Annotated in this window: 12 protein-coding genes; 2 read left to right on the top strand and 10 right to left on the bottom strand. The window is 32.9% G+C overall.

What is annotated here, in order from left to right; genetic code table 11:
• Window positions 1–23: 23 nt before the first annotated feature.
• The 10 genes from ACT53I_RS01910 to ACT53I_RS01865 all read right to left on the bottom strand — a co-directional run bounded on the left by ACT53I_RS01910 (window position 24) and on the right by ACT53I_RS01865 (window position 10,996).
• On the bottom strand, window positions 24–1,349 hold the full coding sequence (locus ACT53I_RS01910) for a hydroxymethylglutaryl-CoA synthase family protein (RefSeq protein WP_476079363.1): 1,326 nt from the start codon (window positions 1,347–1,349) through the stop codon (window positions 24–26).
• Window positions 1,350–1,545: 196 nt separating this feature from the next.
• Window positions 1,546–2,130 (bottom strand): Riean_0653 family protein, encoded by a 585-nt coding sequence (locus ACT53I_RS01905; RefSeq protein WP_476078198.1) that lies wholly within the window; start codon window positions 2,128–2,130, stop codon window positions 1,546–1,548.
• Window positions 2,131–2,247: 117 nt separating this feature from the next.
• Window positions 2,248–2,826: a Crp/Fnr family transcriptional regulator gene (locus tag ACT53I_RS01900; RefSeq protein ID WP_476078197.1), complete on the bottom strand. Its 579-nt coding sequence runs from the start codon at window positions 2,824–2,826 to the stop codon at window positions 2,248–2,250.
• A gap of 131 nt (window positions 2,827–2,957) precedes the next feature.
• Window positions 2,958–5,459: a M1 family metallopeptidase gene (locus ACT53I_RS01895; RefSeq protein WP_476078196.1), complete on the bottom strand. Its 2,502-nt coding sequence runs from the start codon at window positions 5,457–5,459 to the stop codon at window positions 2,958–2,960.
• A gap of 184 nt (window positions 5,460–5,643) precedes the next feature.
• Window positions 5,644–6,438 (bottom strand): thymidylate synthase, encoded by a 795-nt coding sequence (locus ACT53I_RS01890; protein ID WP_476078195.1) that lies wholly within the window; start codon window positions 6,436–6,438, stop codon window positions 5,644–5,646.
• Window positions 6,439–6,494: 56 nt separating this feature from the next.
• Window positions 6,495–6,935, bottom strand: a complete 441-nt coding sequence (locus tag ACT53I_RS01885) for a hypothetical protein (protein WP_476078194.1) — start codon at window positions 6,933–6,935, stop codon at window positions 6,495–6,497.
• Window positions 6,936–7,051: 116 nt separating this feature from the next.
• Window positions 7,052–8,401 carry an alpha-amylase family glycosyl hydrolase gene (locus ACT53I_RS01880; protein ID WP_104792322.1) on the bottom strand — a complete coding sequence of 450 codons (1,350 nt, stop codon included), beginning with the start codon at window positions 8,399–8,401 and terminating at the stop codon, window positions 7,052–7,054.
• Window positions 8,402–8,500: 99 nt separating this feature from the next.
• Window positions 8,501–9,082, bottom strand: a complete 582-nt coding sequence (locus tag ACT53I_RS01875) for an IS1096 element passenger TnpR family protein (protein ID WP_476078193.1) — start codon at window positions 9,080–9,082, stop codon at window positions 8,501–8,503.
• Window positions 9,083–9,271: 189 nt separating this feature from the next.
• Window positions 9,272–10,291: a sensor histidine kinase gene (locus ACT53I_RS01870; protein ID WP_476078192.1), complete on the bottom strand. Its 1,020-nt coding sequence runs from the start codon at window positions 10,289–10,291 to the stop codon at window positions 9,272–9,274.
• 27 nt (window positions 10,292–10,318) lie between these two features.
• Window positions 10,319–10,996, bottom strand: coding sequence for a response regulator transcription factor (locus tag ACT53I_RS01865; protein WP_069797791.1), 678 nt, complete (start codon window positions 10,994–10,996; stop codon window positions 10,319–10,321).
• 182 nt (window positions 10,997–11,178) lie between these two features.
• On the opposite strand from ACT53I_RS01865, the gene ACT53I_RS01860 reads away from it, so the two are divergent.
• Window positions 11,179–13,779, top strand: a complete 2,601-nt coding sequence (locus tag ACT53I_RS01860) for a TonB-dependent receptor plug domain-containing protein (RefSeq protein ID WP_476078191.1) — start codon at window positions 11,179–11,181, stop codon at window positions 13,777–13,779.
• A gap of 32 nt (window positions 13,780–13,811) precedes the next feature.
• A complete protein-coding gene (locus ACT53I_RS01855; RefSeq protein WP_476078190.1) occupies window positions 13,812–15,035 on the top strand; it encodes a hypothetical protein in 1,224 nt (407 codons plus the stop codon).
• The last annotated feature ends 62 nt before the right edge of the window (window positions 15,036–15,097 follow it).

Here is a 15,097-nt window from a genome sequence, read left to right as displayed (position 1 = left end):
CCGAGAAAATTCTCGGCTCATTTTTATCTTCTTTCGTAATATCTTGCTCCCACTAAAACTGGGCTTTCTTTTTCTACTTTTACCAATCCAAATCCTTTCCAATCTGGATTTACAGAAGTATTGAGTTTTTTTCGGTGGAGATTTTCATACGTATCAAAATCTATTGCTCTGCGCTGATTCAGCACTTCAAAAATATTCCATTTTTCTACCACAGATTTCCATTCGCGCCCTATTTTCCCAGCAAAAACTTTAGATTTACTTCCGCTTCCGTAGGCTAAAAACCCTAGTTCTTTTCCTGCTAATTCTTCCCCATTTCCATAAGAAACTTGGAAAGCAGAAAGCAATGCCATAAAAATAGAAGCGGTGTACATATTCCCAATTTCTGAACTTGCACGTTGCGTAATTTCTATTTTTTCGGCAACTAAATTTTTATATTCATCGGTTTGAGCGATGGCTTTTATATCTTCAGAAGTGGTGGCATTCATTCCGTTTTCTAAGCCAAAAATTTCAGTAAATAATCGCTTCCCGTGGAATGCATAAGGAAGGTGGAAAATCAGAAATCGCCAATTTTCATAAGGCTTTTCTCTTCCACTTTCTTCTTTGTAATGTTGGTAGGCTTCTCTAATTCTATCTTGGTAACATTGATTAGAATATTGACCATCAAAAACAGGTTCATCTGTAAAAATTTCTACTTTTTCGGCGAAACTGTCTGGTAAATTCTGTACCAAATTTTTAGTCGTTTCTCTTCTTGGTTTAAAGAAATCAAAAACACTTTCTGTAGCGACTCCAAATTTATTTTCAATTTCCAACAATGTAGGATTTGCCGATACCAAAACTGCAACTGCACCACCACCTTGCGTATATTCTCCAGTAGAAGCCAATTCATATTTCGCATAATCAGAAGCAATTACAATGGCTTTTTTCTCAGGATTTGCTCTTACAAAATCAAGAGAATTATGCAACGCATCTACAGCACCTACACACGCAAAAGTCATATCTACTACGTCACAATTTTTGAAACATCTCACTCCAAATTCTTTTTCTAGTTCTTTTTCTACCATTTGCATGGCATAAGTAGCAGTAGGTTTTGCAGCATCTAGCGAAGATTCTGTTCCTAAATAAATTCTAGAAATTTCTTTGGGGTTTATTTTATAATCTTGTATGAGTTTTAAAAGTGCTTCTGCGGCAAAAGTGGCAGCGTCTTCGTGTACATCGGGAAAAGCCATCCTCTTCAGTCCTAAACCTTTTTCTAATTTTGCAGGTTCTATTCCTCTTTTTTCGGCTAAATCCTTAATTTCTAAATATAAACTTGGCACAAAAAAACTTGCCGCTTCGATTCCGATTTTCATCATAATTCCTCAATTTTTGTACGAATTTAACGAGTTGAAAATTCCTGACAAAAGAATTATGCTAAGAATTTTGTTTTTTATTTTAAATCTAAATAATTTTAAAGTAAAATAAAGATTAAATGGTTAATTGTTTATAATTAATAAGAAGTTAATTGTTTATACTAGAGAGGAGAATGCCAGTTCTCCTCTTATCTATTTAAGGAAATTCTTTCAAATCTATAGTAGATGTATTAATATCAAATCTACCATTGGTAATTTCTATGGTCTCTTTGCCATCGGCTGTTCTTAATTTACCTGAAAATGTACCCGATACTATTGGTTGACCGCCATATTTAGTAATCACCGTTTTACCAGAATTCTCATAAGAAGTGTACCATTTCCAAGTATTGGTAGTGTAATCAAAAGCTCTTACGTAAAGGTAATTTTGCATCAATCCATCTATCCCTTTATTGAAATTAGATTCCTTCCAAACATATTCTCCTACTCCTTTTGTGGGTAAATCATGGATATGAAAATACATGTAATTTAATGGTTTTCCATCTTTGAAGTTCGCCACAAGAATCTCATCAAATTTATTATTTCCAGAATATACAACTGCTTTATTGGCTCCCATAATATCAAAAGTACCATCTCTAGGATAAAATAATCTGCCGTTTACCAAACAGCCAAAAGTATTTGCACCTGTTTGTGTTTCTGGTGGTAGTTTAGGAGAATTGTCATCTGAACTGTCTCTGCATCCTACAATAAGAAATGCGATGAGAATAAAAAGTAGGTTTTTCATTTTTTAATATTTTAGGATTTAAGTAAAATTAAAATATGTAGTTGATAAAAAGATTGATACAAATCAAAAAATGCAAATTCAGGTAGAATTTGCATTTTTAACAATAGAATAAAAATATTATCTCTTTGATTTTATCCTACTTAATGTTTCAGGAGACATCCCAAGATACTTAGCTATATCATGATTAGAAACTCGTAAAAAGAGTTTTGGAAATATTTTCATTAATGTTTTATACCTCTCTACAGAATCCATAAGCATTACACTTTCTATTCTCCATGTCATAAATGTAAGATAATCTTCTAATATTTTCACATAAATATCTTTATAAACAGGATATCTATTGATCAATTCTTTAAAATCAGAAAAAGAAATTGTAATAAGAATGGTGTCTTCTAAAGCCTCAATAATTTCAGAAGATGGTGTTTGATTCATAAAGCTAGACACTGATGTACAAAAATTATTATCTATAGCAATTCCGTTGATAGCTTCTTTATTATTTTCATCTATAAAATATGTTTTCAAAACTCCTCTATCAATAAAAAATATATCATTACATACTTGATTCTTCTTTACTACTATTTCATTTTTAAAATATTTTTTTTCTGTGAATACACTATCTAAAAAATAGATTTCATCATCGGTAATTGGTTTTCTTTTACTAAAATAATTAACAATAGAAGATGTTTTGGGGCTCATGATTTTATTAGTTTGTTTCTTCTAAGATATGAAAATGTATAAAATATACAAATTAAAAATTATGCTCAAAATACAAAAAGCCCTTTTTACAAAAAATGTAAAAAGGGCTTTAATTTATTAGAACAAATAACTTAATTACTGTAAGAAGTAATCGCTTTATTCAACATTTCTATTTGAGTATTTAGACTGGTGCTTGAAGGATTCTCTCTGAATAGTTTCATCTTTCTTTCTAAACCTTTTTTCAGCATTTGAACAATCATCATTTTGGCTTGTACATTATCGCCAATTTGACTTTTCGCTTGTCCTAAAACTTTCGTAAGATTGTGTACTGCCTTTGTATTATCAGAATCCATAATCCAATTGAAACCTTCTTCTGCAGGTGCTGCTAGTTTAGGATTTTGAAACCCAATAAAAGGATAAAAAGCTACAAGAGAGGCAATATTTGGCATTTGAGCAGTGATTTTATTTTTTACAATCACCGGCAAAAGAGTCATCACTAAATCTTCCGAAGCGCTTTCTAAATCTATTTTTTCGGCATAATTTACTACTTTTTCAGGAGCAACTTGTGCAATTCCAGAAAGTGAATTTCCTTTCACCGAATTAGAAATTGCATTGATTCCTTTTTCAAATAATGGTAAATATTTAGGGTTTTTAGTTTTTGCTAAAACTCCGATTGCAGCTCCTTTCACCAAATTTTTCTCATCATTCTGCGCTAATTTTTCTACATCTGCCAAAAATGATTTTGGATCTTCTGGTAAACCTTCTAATGCTAACAATCTATTTCTGTAAAACTTATCTTTCAAAGCTGCTGCATATAATTTGTCTGCAAACGGATTTTTAGAAACTTGGTCTTTTGCTTCTTCTATAGCCGTGTATTTGCTGTACAAATCTTTAGCAGTAGTGTATTGTAAAAATAATTGTTCTGGAGTTTTGTCTTGTTTAATATCGCTCAGCAATAAACCTTCAGGATTTGCATTAATCAATTCAGGATTTTTAGTCACATCAAAAACGAAGTCATTTTTCGCTTTTGCCGTTACCCAAACTTCTTTTCTAGAAATTTTACCATTTTCTAAAACATCAATCGACAATGGAAACTCAAATTTTTCTTCTTGCGTTTGAGCAACATTTACGGTGACTTGTTTTTTCATTGGGTCAAAAGTAGATTTAACCTCTAACTTTGGATAACCTTTCCCGAAATACCATTGATTAAAGAACCAATTTAAATCTTTTCCCGAAACTTTTTCCAAAGAAAGTCTCAGCTGATGCGCTTCTCCAGTTCCGTATTCATTGGTTTTAAGATAATCTGAAAGTCCAGCGAAAAATGCATCATCTCCCAAATAATTTCTTAACATGTGCAGAATTCCGCCTCCTTTATTATAAGAAACGCCATCAAACATGTCTTCTCTGCTTTCATAATTAAATCTCACTAAATCTTTTCCAAAATTTCTTGGGTCTGCTTTAGAATTTCTGAGTGATTTTAATCTTTTATAATCGGCTTCGTCTTTTCCGTATTTGTATTCGTTCCAAAGATATTCTGAATAATCTGCAAAACTCTCATTTACCGTAAGATTACTCCAACTTTCTGCGGTTACCAAATCTCCAAACCAATGGTGGAATAATTCGTGAGCGATTACATCTTCCCACTTGTTTTCGTCTGCTAAATCACCTGCTTTTTGCTGTGCAGATTCTTCGTGAATCACTGCAGTAGTATTTTCCATAGCACCAGAAACGTAATCTCTACCTACAATCTGTGCGTATTTTTGCCAAGGAAAATCATAGTTTAATTTTTTAGAAAAGAACTCTATCATTTCTGGAGTATTCCCAAAAATTTGTTTTGCATAAGGCTCATATTCTTTTTCTACATAATAATCTACGTCTATATTCCTCCATTTATCTTTAATCACGGCATATTCTCCTACTCCCATGAAAAATAAATACGGAGCGTGTTTTTTGTCCATTACCCAATGATCCGTTCTCAGGTTTTCGCCTAAATTTTCAGAACTTTTTAAAATTCCGTTAGAAAGAGTTACATATTGTTTAGGAACCGTCATGTAAATTTCCTGCGTAGTTTTCTGATTGGGCTTATCTATAGTAGGAAACCAACAAGAAGAAGATTCTGTTTCGCCTTGAGTCCAGATTTGTGTAGGTTTATCTGCATCTTTTCCTTGAGCATTGATGAAATAAAGTCCTTTCGCATCGTTAATGGCAGCAGAACCTTTTTGTTTTACTTCATTAGGTCTCGCTACATATTTGATATAAACCGTATAATCTTGATTTTTTTGGTAAGTTTTATCCAAAGAAATTTTTAGAATATCTTCTTTATAATCATATTTCAAAGGTGTTCTCGCACCATTTTTTTCTAATGCTACCTCATTAATAATCATTCCTTTAGCATCTAAAACCAATTCATTAGAAGCATAAAAAAATGGAGAAGCAGTAATCCAAGCTTCGCCGTTCATTTGTTCTTTTTCAAAATTGAAATTCACACGCAATTTGGTGTGTTTCAACTCTGTAGATTTGGTATGAGTAGCTCTGTAAACACCAGTTCTGCCAGAAGTTTCGGTTTGTGCAAAAGTGAAATTGTCAGTAGAAAAAAGCCCTAAAAAAAAGGCTGCAATGAGTAGTTTCTTCATTTTAAAATTTTGTATTTCGGTTAATTAGTCCCATTTATGTACTCTTTGTTACGTATAAAAACTTTGCCAAAGTTAAAATTATTCTCAAATTAACTTTGGCAAAATCCTAAAAAAAAATCAAAATTTACTCTCTAAATCTTAGAGGAAATAAATTTTGATTCTCAAATATTTAATGAATTATCTTTTAAATCGCTACTGGCGCTTTAATTCCAGGATGTGGATTGTAATTTTCTAACGTAAAATCTTCAAAATCGAAATCAAATAAATCTTTAATTTCTGGATTGAGTTTCATAGTTGGCAATGCTCTCGGTTCACGAGAAAGTTGCAATTTTACCTGCTCAAAATGGTTGTTATAAATATGAACATCTCCGAAAGTATGCACATAATCTCCTACTTCTAAACCACAAACTTGCGCCACCATCATACAAAGCAAAGCATAACTCGCAATGTTAAAAGGAACGCCTAAAAATACATCAGCACTTCTTTGATACAATTGTAGTGACAATTTTCCATCTGCTACATAAAACTGAAACAACGCGTGACAAGGCGCTAAAGCCATATTCGGAATTTCTGCTGCATTCCAAGCAGAAACGATGAGTCTTCTAGAATCTGGATTTTTCTTAATTTGCTCTACTACTTCTACGATTTGGTCTACCACTTTTCCATCTTTGCCTTCCCAAGTTCTCCATTGTGCTCCGTAAACTGGACCAAGATTTCCGTTTTCGTCTGCCCATTCATTCCAAATAGAAACCCCATTATCCGTAAGATATTTAATATTGGTATCACCTTTTAGAAACCACAACAATTCATAAATAATAGACTTCAAATGCACTTTTTTGGTCGTTACCAAAGGAAAACCTTTAGACAAATTATAACGCAGTTGGTAACCAAAAACGCTTCTGGTTCCCGTTCCTGTTCTGTCGGTTTTATCGGTTCCGTGGTCTAAAATATGCTGGAGTAAATCGAGGTAGTTTTGCATAATGGTTCAATCTAGGTTCTAAGTTCTGAGTTGACTTCTACAAATTAATGAAATTTTTACCAAATATTTTTAATGGTTTGAGTTAAATTATTCAGTTTAAAAATTTCACCTTCTTTTTTACCATTCATGGCTTTTGCTAATGGAGATTCTGCTGAAATGATGAATATTTTTTCTTGGTTAAAACTCAATTCTCCTAAAGAAACTGCAATGAAAAATTTGCCTTTATCTGTTTCCACTAAACTTCCTAAATTGACGTTTTTATGAGAAATAGGCTGAATATTTTTAAGAACCTGTTGAGATTTAAGTTGTTCATTCAGTTGAAGCTGAAGGTTATTAATTTCTTGCTGAAGCATTTCTCGGGAAGTTTCATACTTGTCTCCCATAGAACTTTTGGTATCATTATTAGAAGCTCTGGTTTCGGCAATCAATTGTTCTAATTTCTGTATTTTTTCAGAAATTTTCTGTTTTACCAATTCTAAAAGTTCAGCTTTGTTCATAATATAATTTTTGACTAAAGTCTAAATGAATTATTTATTAAAAAGTCGGGCTAAAGCCCGACTCTAATGATTTTATTATCACATCAAACATCCATCTTCTGACATCTGACAAATTTTTATTTCTCAAAAACAATATGTTCCCACTTGTACATTTCTATGGTAGGCTTCGTATCAAAATCTGTGGTTAAACCAGAAAAAATACTTTTGAATTTTCCTTTTACCGTTTCGTCTAAAATCTGCACTTTCAAATGTTGAGCATCTGATAAATTAAGGATTACCAAAACTTCATCATTTCCATTTTTTCTAAGATAAGCAAGAACTTGATCTGGAGCGCTGGTTTTCAAAATTTGTGTAGTTGCTTGATCATCGCCTCCTCTCAAAGCAGGATTTTTAGATTTAAGTTCAAATAATTTTTTGTAGAAATTTTCTAATTTATTTTCGCCATTCCAAGGAATTGGGTCTTTCTCGAAAAATTCTAATCTCTTATTTAACAATGGTAATTCTTGACCGTTGTACATCAATGGGACTCCATTCCAAGTAGCAGAAAATACGGCTAGAGTTTTTGCCATTTCACCATACTTTTCATATTCTGTTCCGTTCCAAGTATTTTCGTCATGATTGGTGGTAAACCAAGCTCTCATGCTTTTGTTTCCGATGGCAGAATATTGCGCCAATAGATTTGTTAAATCCGTAAGTGGTAATTTTTTCTGATAAAATTCTTTGGTTAGGTGCATCCATTTCCAGCTGTAACTCGCATCAAAAACTGTTGCATAATCTGGATTGTCTAATTCATCATATTCTCCTAACCAAAAAAGTGGTTTTATGGTTTCAACTTCTGGTTTTGCTTGTTGCCAGAAATCTACTTCTACCCAAGAAGCTAAATCACATCTGAATCCGTCAATATCCGTTTCTCTTACCCAATATTTCATGGCTTCAATCATGGCTTCACGCATTTTTGGGTTTTGATAATTGAGTTCTATGATATCATCCATTCCAGAAGCGATTTGGAAATCGTTGGTTTTAGGATCCATCAAATAAAAATCTGGATGGGTTTTGGTCCAAACATGATCCCAACCTGTATGATTCGCCACCCAATCGATGATGACTTTAAAACCCATTTTATGAGCTTCATTTACTACACTTTTGAAATCTTCTAAAGTTCCAAATTCTGGATTGATAGAGGTATAATCTTGTGCAGCATATTGACTGCCAAGTGTTCCTTTTTTATTTTTTTGAGCAATAGGTGTAATTGGCATAAACCAAAGTGTTTCTACACCCATTTTTTTAAGTCTTGGTAATTCTTTTTCTACAGCTTTGAAGGTTCCTTCTTTAGAAAATTGTCTTACGTTTACTTCATAAATGTTGGTGGTGTGTTTCCAGTCAGTTGTCATTGTTTTCTGATTTTGTAAAGCGCTGCAAGAGATTAGTGACAAGCCTAACATTGCAGATAAAAATAGCTTTTTCATAGTTGAAATTTTAGCGAAACAAATGTAGTGATTGTATGCTAAAACCAATAAAAAATCCGGAAAAGTTTTCCGGATTTTTATCATAAATTTCAATATTATTTAATCATCATCACCTCCATCATCGATGAAATCATCGCCAAAACCATCATCTTCGTCTTCGTCTTCCGTAGCAAACTCGTCATCAAAATCATCTTTAAAGTCTGCGTCTAAATCTGCAAAATCATCATCCATGAAAGCTGTCGCAACTGATGCTTTACCAGAAGCGCCACCAGATTTCCCAGGAGCCTTTAATGGAACGTTACCAAATCTAAAAACGGTAATAGGATAATTTACGGCAGGTTTCTCGTCTATAATCTCTACCAATTCGCAGAAAAACTCCCATAAATCGATTAGACCATACTGAAACTGCACTTTATCCCCTACTTCTTCGAAGGCTTCCATCAGGTAAACATCTGACATGATTTCTCCGTCACCATCATCGCTCATGTCTTCTAGTGGAACGGTTTTTACTTCCATTCCTTCTTCGTCTAGAATAGTGAACATAGACAATTCGTCACCTTGCAAACTGAAAGCACTTTTAATCCCGTTATGTAAATTCCAAAGGGTTTGCTTTTCTTTAATTTCAATATCTCTAAAAATATTGTCTTTTGAATCTAGAATTACTCTAATTTTATAAACCATATTTTACTTTTTACTAATATTTAGAAGCTAATTGTATTAAAGTATTTTTATTGATTTTGATGTTTAAAATTTCGGTTACAAAGATAAAACAAAAGAAACTTGACTTTCTAAAAAAATAAATTTTTATTCAAAAAAGTTTTTATTAAATTCCCAGCGTTTTCTGGTGCCAATATACAGAAATTATTAATACTACAAAGCTTTTTCTAGATAAAAAGTAAAGAGCGTTCCTTCTAGATATTTGCTTTCTACAGTAATGCTTTGATGGTGAGCTTCTAGAATATGTTTTACGATGGCAAGACCTAGCCCAGAACCGCCGTCTTTACGGTTTCTGCTGGTTTCTACCCTATAAAATCTTTCGAAAATTCTAGGCAAGACTTCTGGCTTGATTCCCATTCCGTTATCTTGCACAATAATTTTCACTTTTTCTTGCTCAGTTTTGGTGATTACTTTAATCAAAGCTTCTTCCCTATTAGAATAATGAATGGCGTTTGAAATAAGATTGGTAAGTACTTGAGAAATTTTTTGCTTGTCTGCTCTTACCATAATCGCAGTTTGTGAGGTCTGCAAAACTAATTTTGCGGATTTTTTATGCGCTTCGATTTCTAATAAATCGAAGATTTCTTTTGTCAAAGCATTGATATCAAAAACAGAATAGTTGATGGAAATTTCTGCGGCTTCGTATTTAGAAATCTGGTCTAAATCAGTGACGATGTTCAGTAATCGCTCTACAGAATTCCCGATGCGTTCTAGATATTTATCTCTGATGTTGAGATTTTCTACTGCACCATCTTTCAGCGTTTCTACATAACCTTGAATGGAAAAAAGAGGCGTTTTAAGCTCATGAGAAACATTCCCGATGTATTCTTTTCGGTAATCTTCCATTTCCTTCATCATGTCGATTTCTGAAACGTTTTTTTGGATTCTCTCACCTAATTGTTGGAAATTTACATTTTCCTCTTCTTGAAGAATATTTTCGGGGAGAATATCAGAAATTCGCTTAATTTGTTTCTTTCCGTAAGAATTAAAGAGTAATTCTAACACGAAATAATTAAGCAATGCAATAAAAACGAGACTGATGCTTAAATAAAAGTAAAAAGAATGAGTGTCTGCAATCACTTTTTCTTGCACGTAATTGAAAACCAACGCTACAATTGCCATAGCGCAAGTAAGAATACATGCTGCAAAAAGTGAAAGTCTATTGATTTTCATATTACATTTTCTGAGAAAAAGGTAGAATTACACTACTAATTTGTAGCCAATTCCTTTGAGGGTTTGGATAGAATTATCTCCTAATTTTTCTCTCAATCTTCTGATGTGTACATCTATGGTTCTTTCTCCTACAATCACATCATTTCCCCAAACTTTGTCTAAAATTTCTTCTCTTTTAAAAACTTTTTGGGTGTTAGAAGCTAGAAGATACAACAAATCAAATTCTTTTTTCGGGAGTAGGAAATGTTCGCCGTTTTTGGTGACTTTAAAATTATCTTTATCAATCACCAAGTCGCCTAGTTCTATTAATTTAGATTGTTCTGCAACTTGAGTAGTGAGTTGTAAAAGTGCATTAACTTTAGAAATAAGAACTTTTGGCTTGATAATTTTTACAATGTAATCATTAGCTCCTGCATCAAAACCTGCTAACTGAGAAAATTCTTCGCTTCTAGCAGACAAGAAAACAATTAATGTTTTTTGAAGTTCTTTTATTTGACGCATTTCTTGGCACGTTTCTATCCCATCTTTTTCTGGCATCATTACATCTAGTAAGATTAAATCTGGGATTATTTCTTTGGCTTTTACGATGCCTTCATTGCCATTATTAGCTGTAAAAACCTGATATCCTTCTTTTTCGAGGTTGTATGACAAGATCTCTAGAATATCTTGTTCATCATCTATTAAAAGAATCTTTTTTCCTTTCATCTATACATTTTAACCTCTCAAAATTAATGAAAATTTACATTGGAAACATAATTATTTAAAACTTCACAATAATTTAACATAAAAGAATTTTTGGTAAAGATTTCTTAAAACAAAATTAATTTTTGCTAAACCAGACTTGCACGTGTTTCTTTATTTCTTTGCGCCAAATAAGAAGTAAAAAAATGAATTATAGAAAAATAAGTTTAGCAGCCCTATTTTTAATGGCATCGCAACAAATGATTTTTTCTCAAGTTACTAAAACGGATTCTACCAAAACGAAAGCCGAAAAAGTAATAGAAGGAGTTCAATTGAGAGGCAATACCAATAAAAAATCTGAAAGCGCTATCTTAGGCGAACAAAGAAAAGCTATAGTACAAAAGCAATCTATAGGTGCAGAAGAAATTTCTAGAAAAGGGATTTCTAACCTAGAACAAGGACTTACCAAAATTACAGGGATAAACACAGTAGAATCTAGAGGTTTATTCGTGAGAGGATTAGAAGAAAGATATAACTCATTATTAGTTAACGGATTAGCAACTCCATCTAATAACCCATTCCAGAAAATCATTGAATTAAAACAATTCCCAACTGACATCGTAGGGAAATTTGATGTTTATAAAACCTATAACGCCAATCTTTATGGAGATTTCGCAGGAGCTACTTTTGACATAGAAACTTTAGTTCCCGAGAATTCTTTCACTAAAATGGATTTTTCGGTAGGTGTAAATTCTATAAGCACTTTTAGAAATAATTTTAAAATTAATCAGAATGCTTATAACATGTCAGGTTTCATGGGCTTAAATGCTGAAGACAGAGAACTTCCTGCAGAAGTAAATGGTTACAGACCAAGTGGAGCTTACATTCCTAACACTTCATTTAAAGATACTTGGAATGTAGACAATGTAAAATCTCTTCCTAATACATCCATAGGATTTACAACTTCACAGAGATTAAAATTCAAAAATGGTGGAAATTTAGGATTCCTTTTTAACCTTACTCAAGGTAGTGAATATAACTACAAAGAAGGAAACGATAACACTTTTGACACGAACGGAGTTTATAAAAACAAACTTTACAAAAGAGAATACAATTACAACATTCAATCTACTGCTTTAATTGGTTTAAGCTATAAAAAAGCTGGAACTAAAGTAGATTTAAACGGTACTTTTTTACAAAACTCTTTTAACCAAATTCAAGATTATGATGGCTACAGAGATAATAAGGACCAAGATATTATGTTCTTCCGTACTAACCAGCAAGACCTTTCTAGGTTAACAGATGTACAGTTGTTAGTTTCTCAAAAATTAGGAGACAGACATCAATTCAAAGCAGGTGGAAGCTGGGTAAATAACTGGTTCCAACAGCCAGACAGAAAAACTTTTTATGGTTTCAGAACGGGTGACAATCAATTATTGATGAGTTACGGTGGAAACAACCTCATCAGACAATATCTGGATTTAAGTGGTGTAAATTATTTTTCAGCAATGGCAGAATACCAAGTAAATCTTGGCAAAAAACAAGAAGACAATTACTACCCTGTTACCATTTCTGCTGGTTATAATGGATTTGCAGACAGCAGAACCATGTCTTACCGTTTTATTTATTCTACAACAACTGGGGTTCAAGATATTATCAACATAGATTCTCCAGACAGTAGTTTTGCCACCGCAAATGCTAATGGGAATTTCCAATGGCAAGAAAGTGCTCAACCAAACTACAAAGCTTTCCTTTATCAGTTTGTAAATGCTGGATATGCGAATTTAAATTTCAAGCCTAATAAATCTTGGGATATTCTTGCGGGAATTAGAGCAGAAAATAACATTACCATTACCAGATATAAACTGATTACAGATAACATCAATGGTAATTTCAGAAACATTACCAAGAATCAAAATTATTTCTTGCCTTCATTATCTGTTAAAAAAGCGCTGAATAACAAATCTAATTTAAGACTTGCGGTAAGTAAAACGATTACCAGACCTATTCTTATCGAAACCATGCCTATTGAATATATTAACCCAGATAATAATACCATTTTGGGGAACTATAATATTCCGAATACCAGTTTTGGCAAAGATTTTAAAGGTCTAGATAATAGTCAGAACTACAACTTTGACTTAAAGTATGAGATTTTCCCTAAATCAAGTGAAATTTTCGCAGTTAACTTTTTCGGAAAAGTTGTAGACAGAGCCATCGAAAGAAGTTTAATATCTTCTTCTAACTCTAATGGAACTACTACTACTTTCTTTAATGCTAAACAAGCAAAACTTGCAGGAGTAGAATTAGAAGGCTCTTTTAACTTAGGCAGAATTTCAGAAAATCTGAATAGATTAAACTTGGGAGCAAACTTCACATATATCTATTCTGATGTAGAAAAATCTGACGCTCAAAAATCTGAAACCAATTTTAGCAAAAAAAGAGGATTACAAGGTGCAGCTCCATGGATGCTAAATGTTGATTTAAAATATGATTTCAAAAATGCCAAAAATCTAAAGAGAACCGCTTCTTTGGTTTACAATACTTCTGCTGAAAAAATCTATGCAGTTGGTTTCGGAGGATTAGATCATGTTTACGAGCAACCTTTTCATCAGTTAGATTTCATTTTCCAATCTGAACTTTCTAAAAAAGTAGATGTGAAATTAGGCGTTTACAACATCCTTAACCAAACTTACAAACTAAAAATGGGCGACGAAAGCACCGTTAATATCTCAACTCCTAATTTATTGTTGGAGGACTATAAAAAAGGAATTTCTTACAACTTAAGTTTCGGAATTAAATTTTAATAAATAAGTAAAAATAAAAATTATCAATTAATATGAAAAAGAACATTTTCAAATTATTAGCATTAGCTACAGTTTTCACAATTTCATTGCAATCTTGTACTGTAGAAATTAGAGAAGATTCAGACAAACCTACTACAGATGGTTCAGGAACTACTACTGGTTCTGTAATGTCTGGTTCTGGAACACTAAATGGAACAATTACTAAAGACTTAACCATCAAAAAAGGAACTTACTATATAGATGGATTGGTAAGAATAACAGACGGAGTAAAACTTACTATAGAACCAGGAGCTACTTTTTATGCTAAAACTACTACAACCAGTGGTTTAATTATCCTAAAAGGTGCAAAAGCATATATGGAAGGTACAGCTACTGAACCTATCGTTTTCACTACAGAATCTAAAAAACCTGGAGATTGGTGCGGCATCACAATCTACGGTGATGCTCCTATCAAAGCTAACGGAGGTGGCTCTACTGCAACTTCTGAAGATGGATTAAATCAAATTTATGGAGGTACTGATGTAGGTTCTAACTCAGGTGTTTACAGATATATTAGAGTAGAATATGGTGGTAAAAAAATTGGAGATGGAACCTCAGAATTTAATAATATTACTTTCTATGCTGTAGGTTCTGGAACTATTGTAGAAAACATCGTTTCTTACAAAGGTACAGATGATGGCGTAGAATTTTTCGGAGGAACTGTTTCTGCTAAAAACTTCATTTCTTACGGAAATTTTGATGATTCTTTTGACTGGCAAGATGGTTGGTACGGACAAGACAACAGCAATTGGTTCGCTTACCAAACAGGAACAGGAAACTTCGGTATGGAAATAGAATCTTCTAACAATGCTGATGCTAACTTCCCTAAAGTAGCAGGTGTTACATTAATTAGAGCGGCAGGTACAAATCCAGAAGTTGCTGGTTCTTCTGAAATTTCAGCAATCCAATTTAAAAAACATGGAAATGGTAAATTTTCAAATGTTTACATAGAAGGTTACAAAAATACGGGTGGTAAAAATGCATATCCAGTTCTTATCCAAGATTCACCAACGGATGTAAGCCAAGTAATCGCTGGAAAAATTGCGGTAACTCCTATTAATGTTGTAAATTCTGACAATGCAGGAGTTTGGGGTTATTCTGGATTCACTTCTACTGCTCCAAAAACAATTACCAATTCTGCAGTAGCTAAAGTTTCTATCACTGGCGGAAATTGGTCAACTGTAGAAGGTGTAGATTTAACATCTCTTTTAAAATAATTTAGCAGTCAATCTCATATCAAATGAATTAAAAATAACCGCGCCCCGAAGAATTTCGGGGC

The sequence above is a fragment of the Cloacibacterium sp. DMC96 genome, from assembly GCF_056313765.1.
Note: the sequence above shows the minus strand (reverse complement) of the source record. Positions and strands in the feature narration are given on the sequence as shown.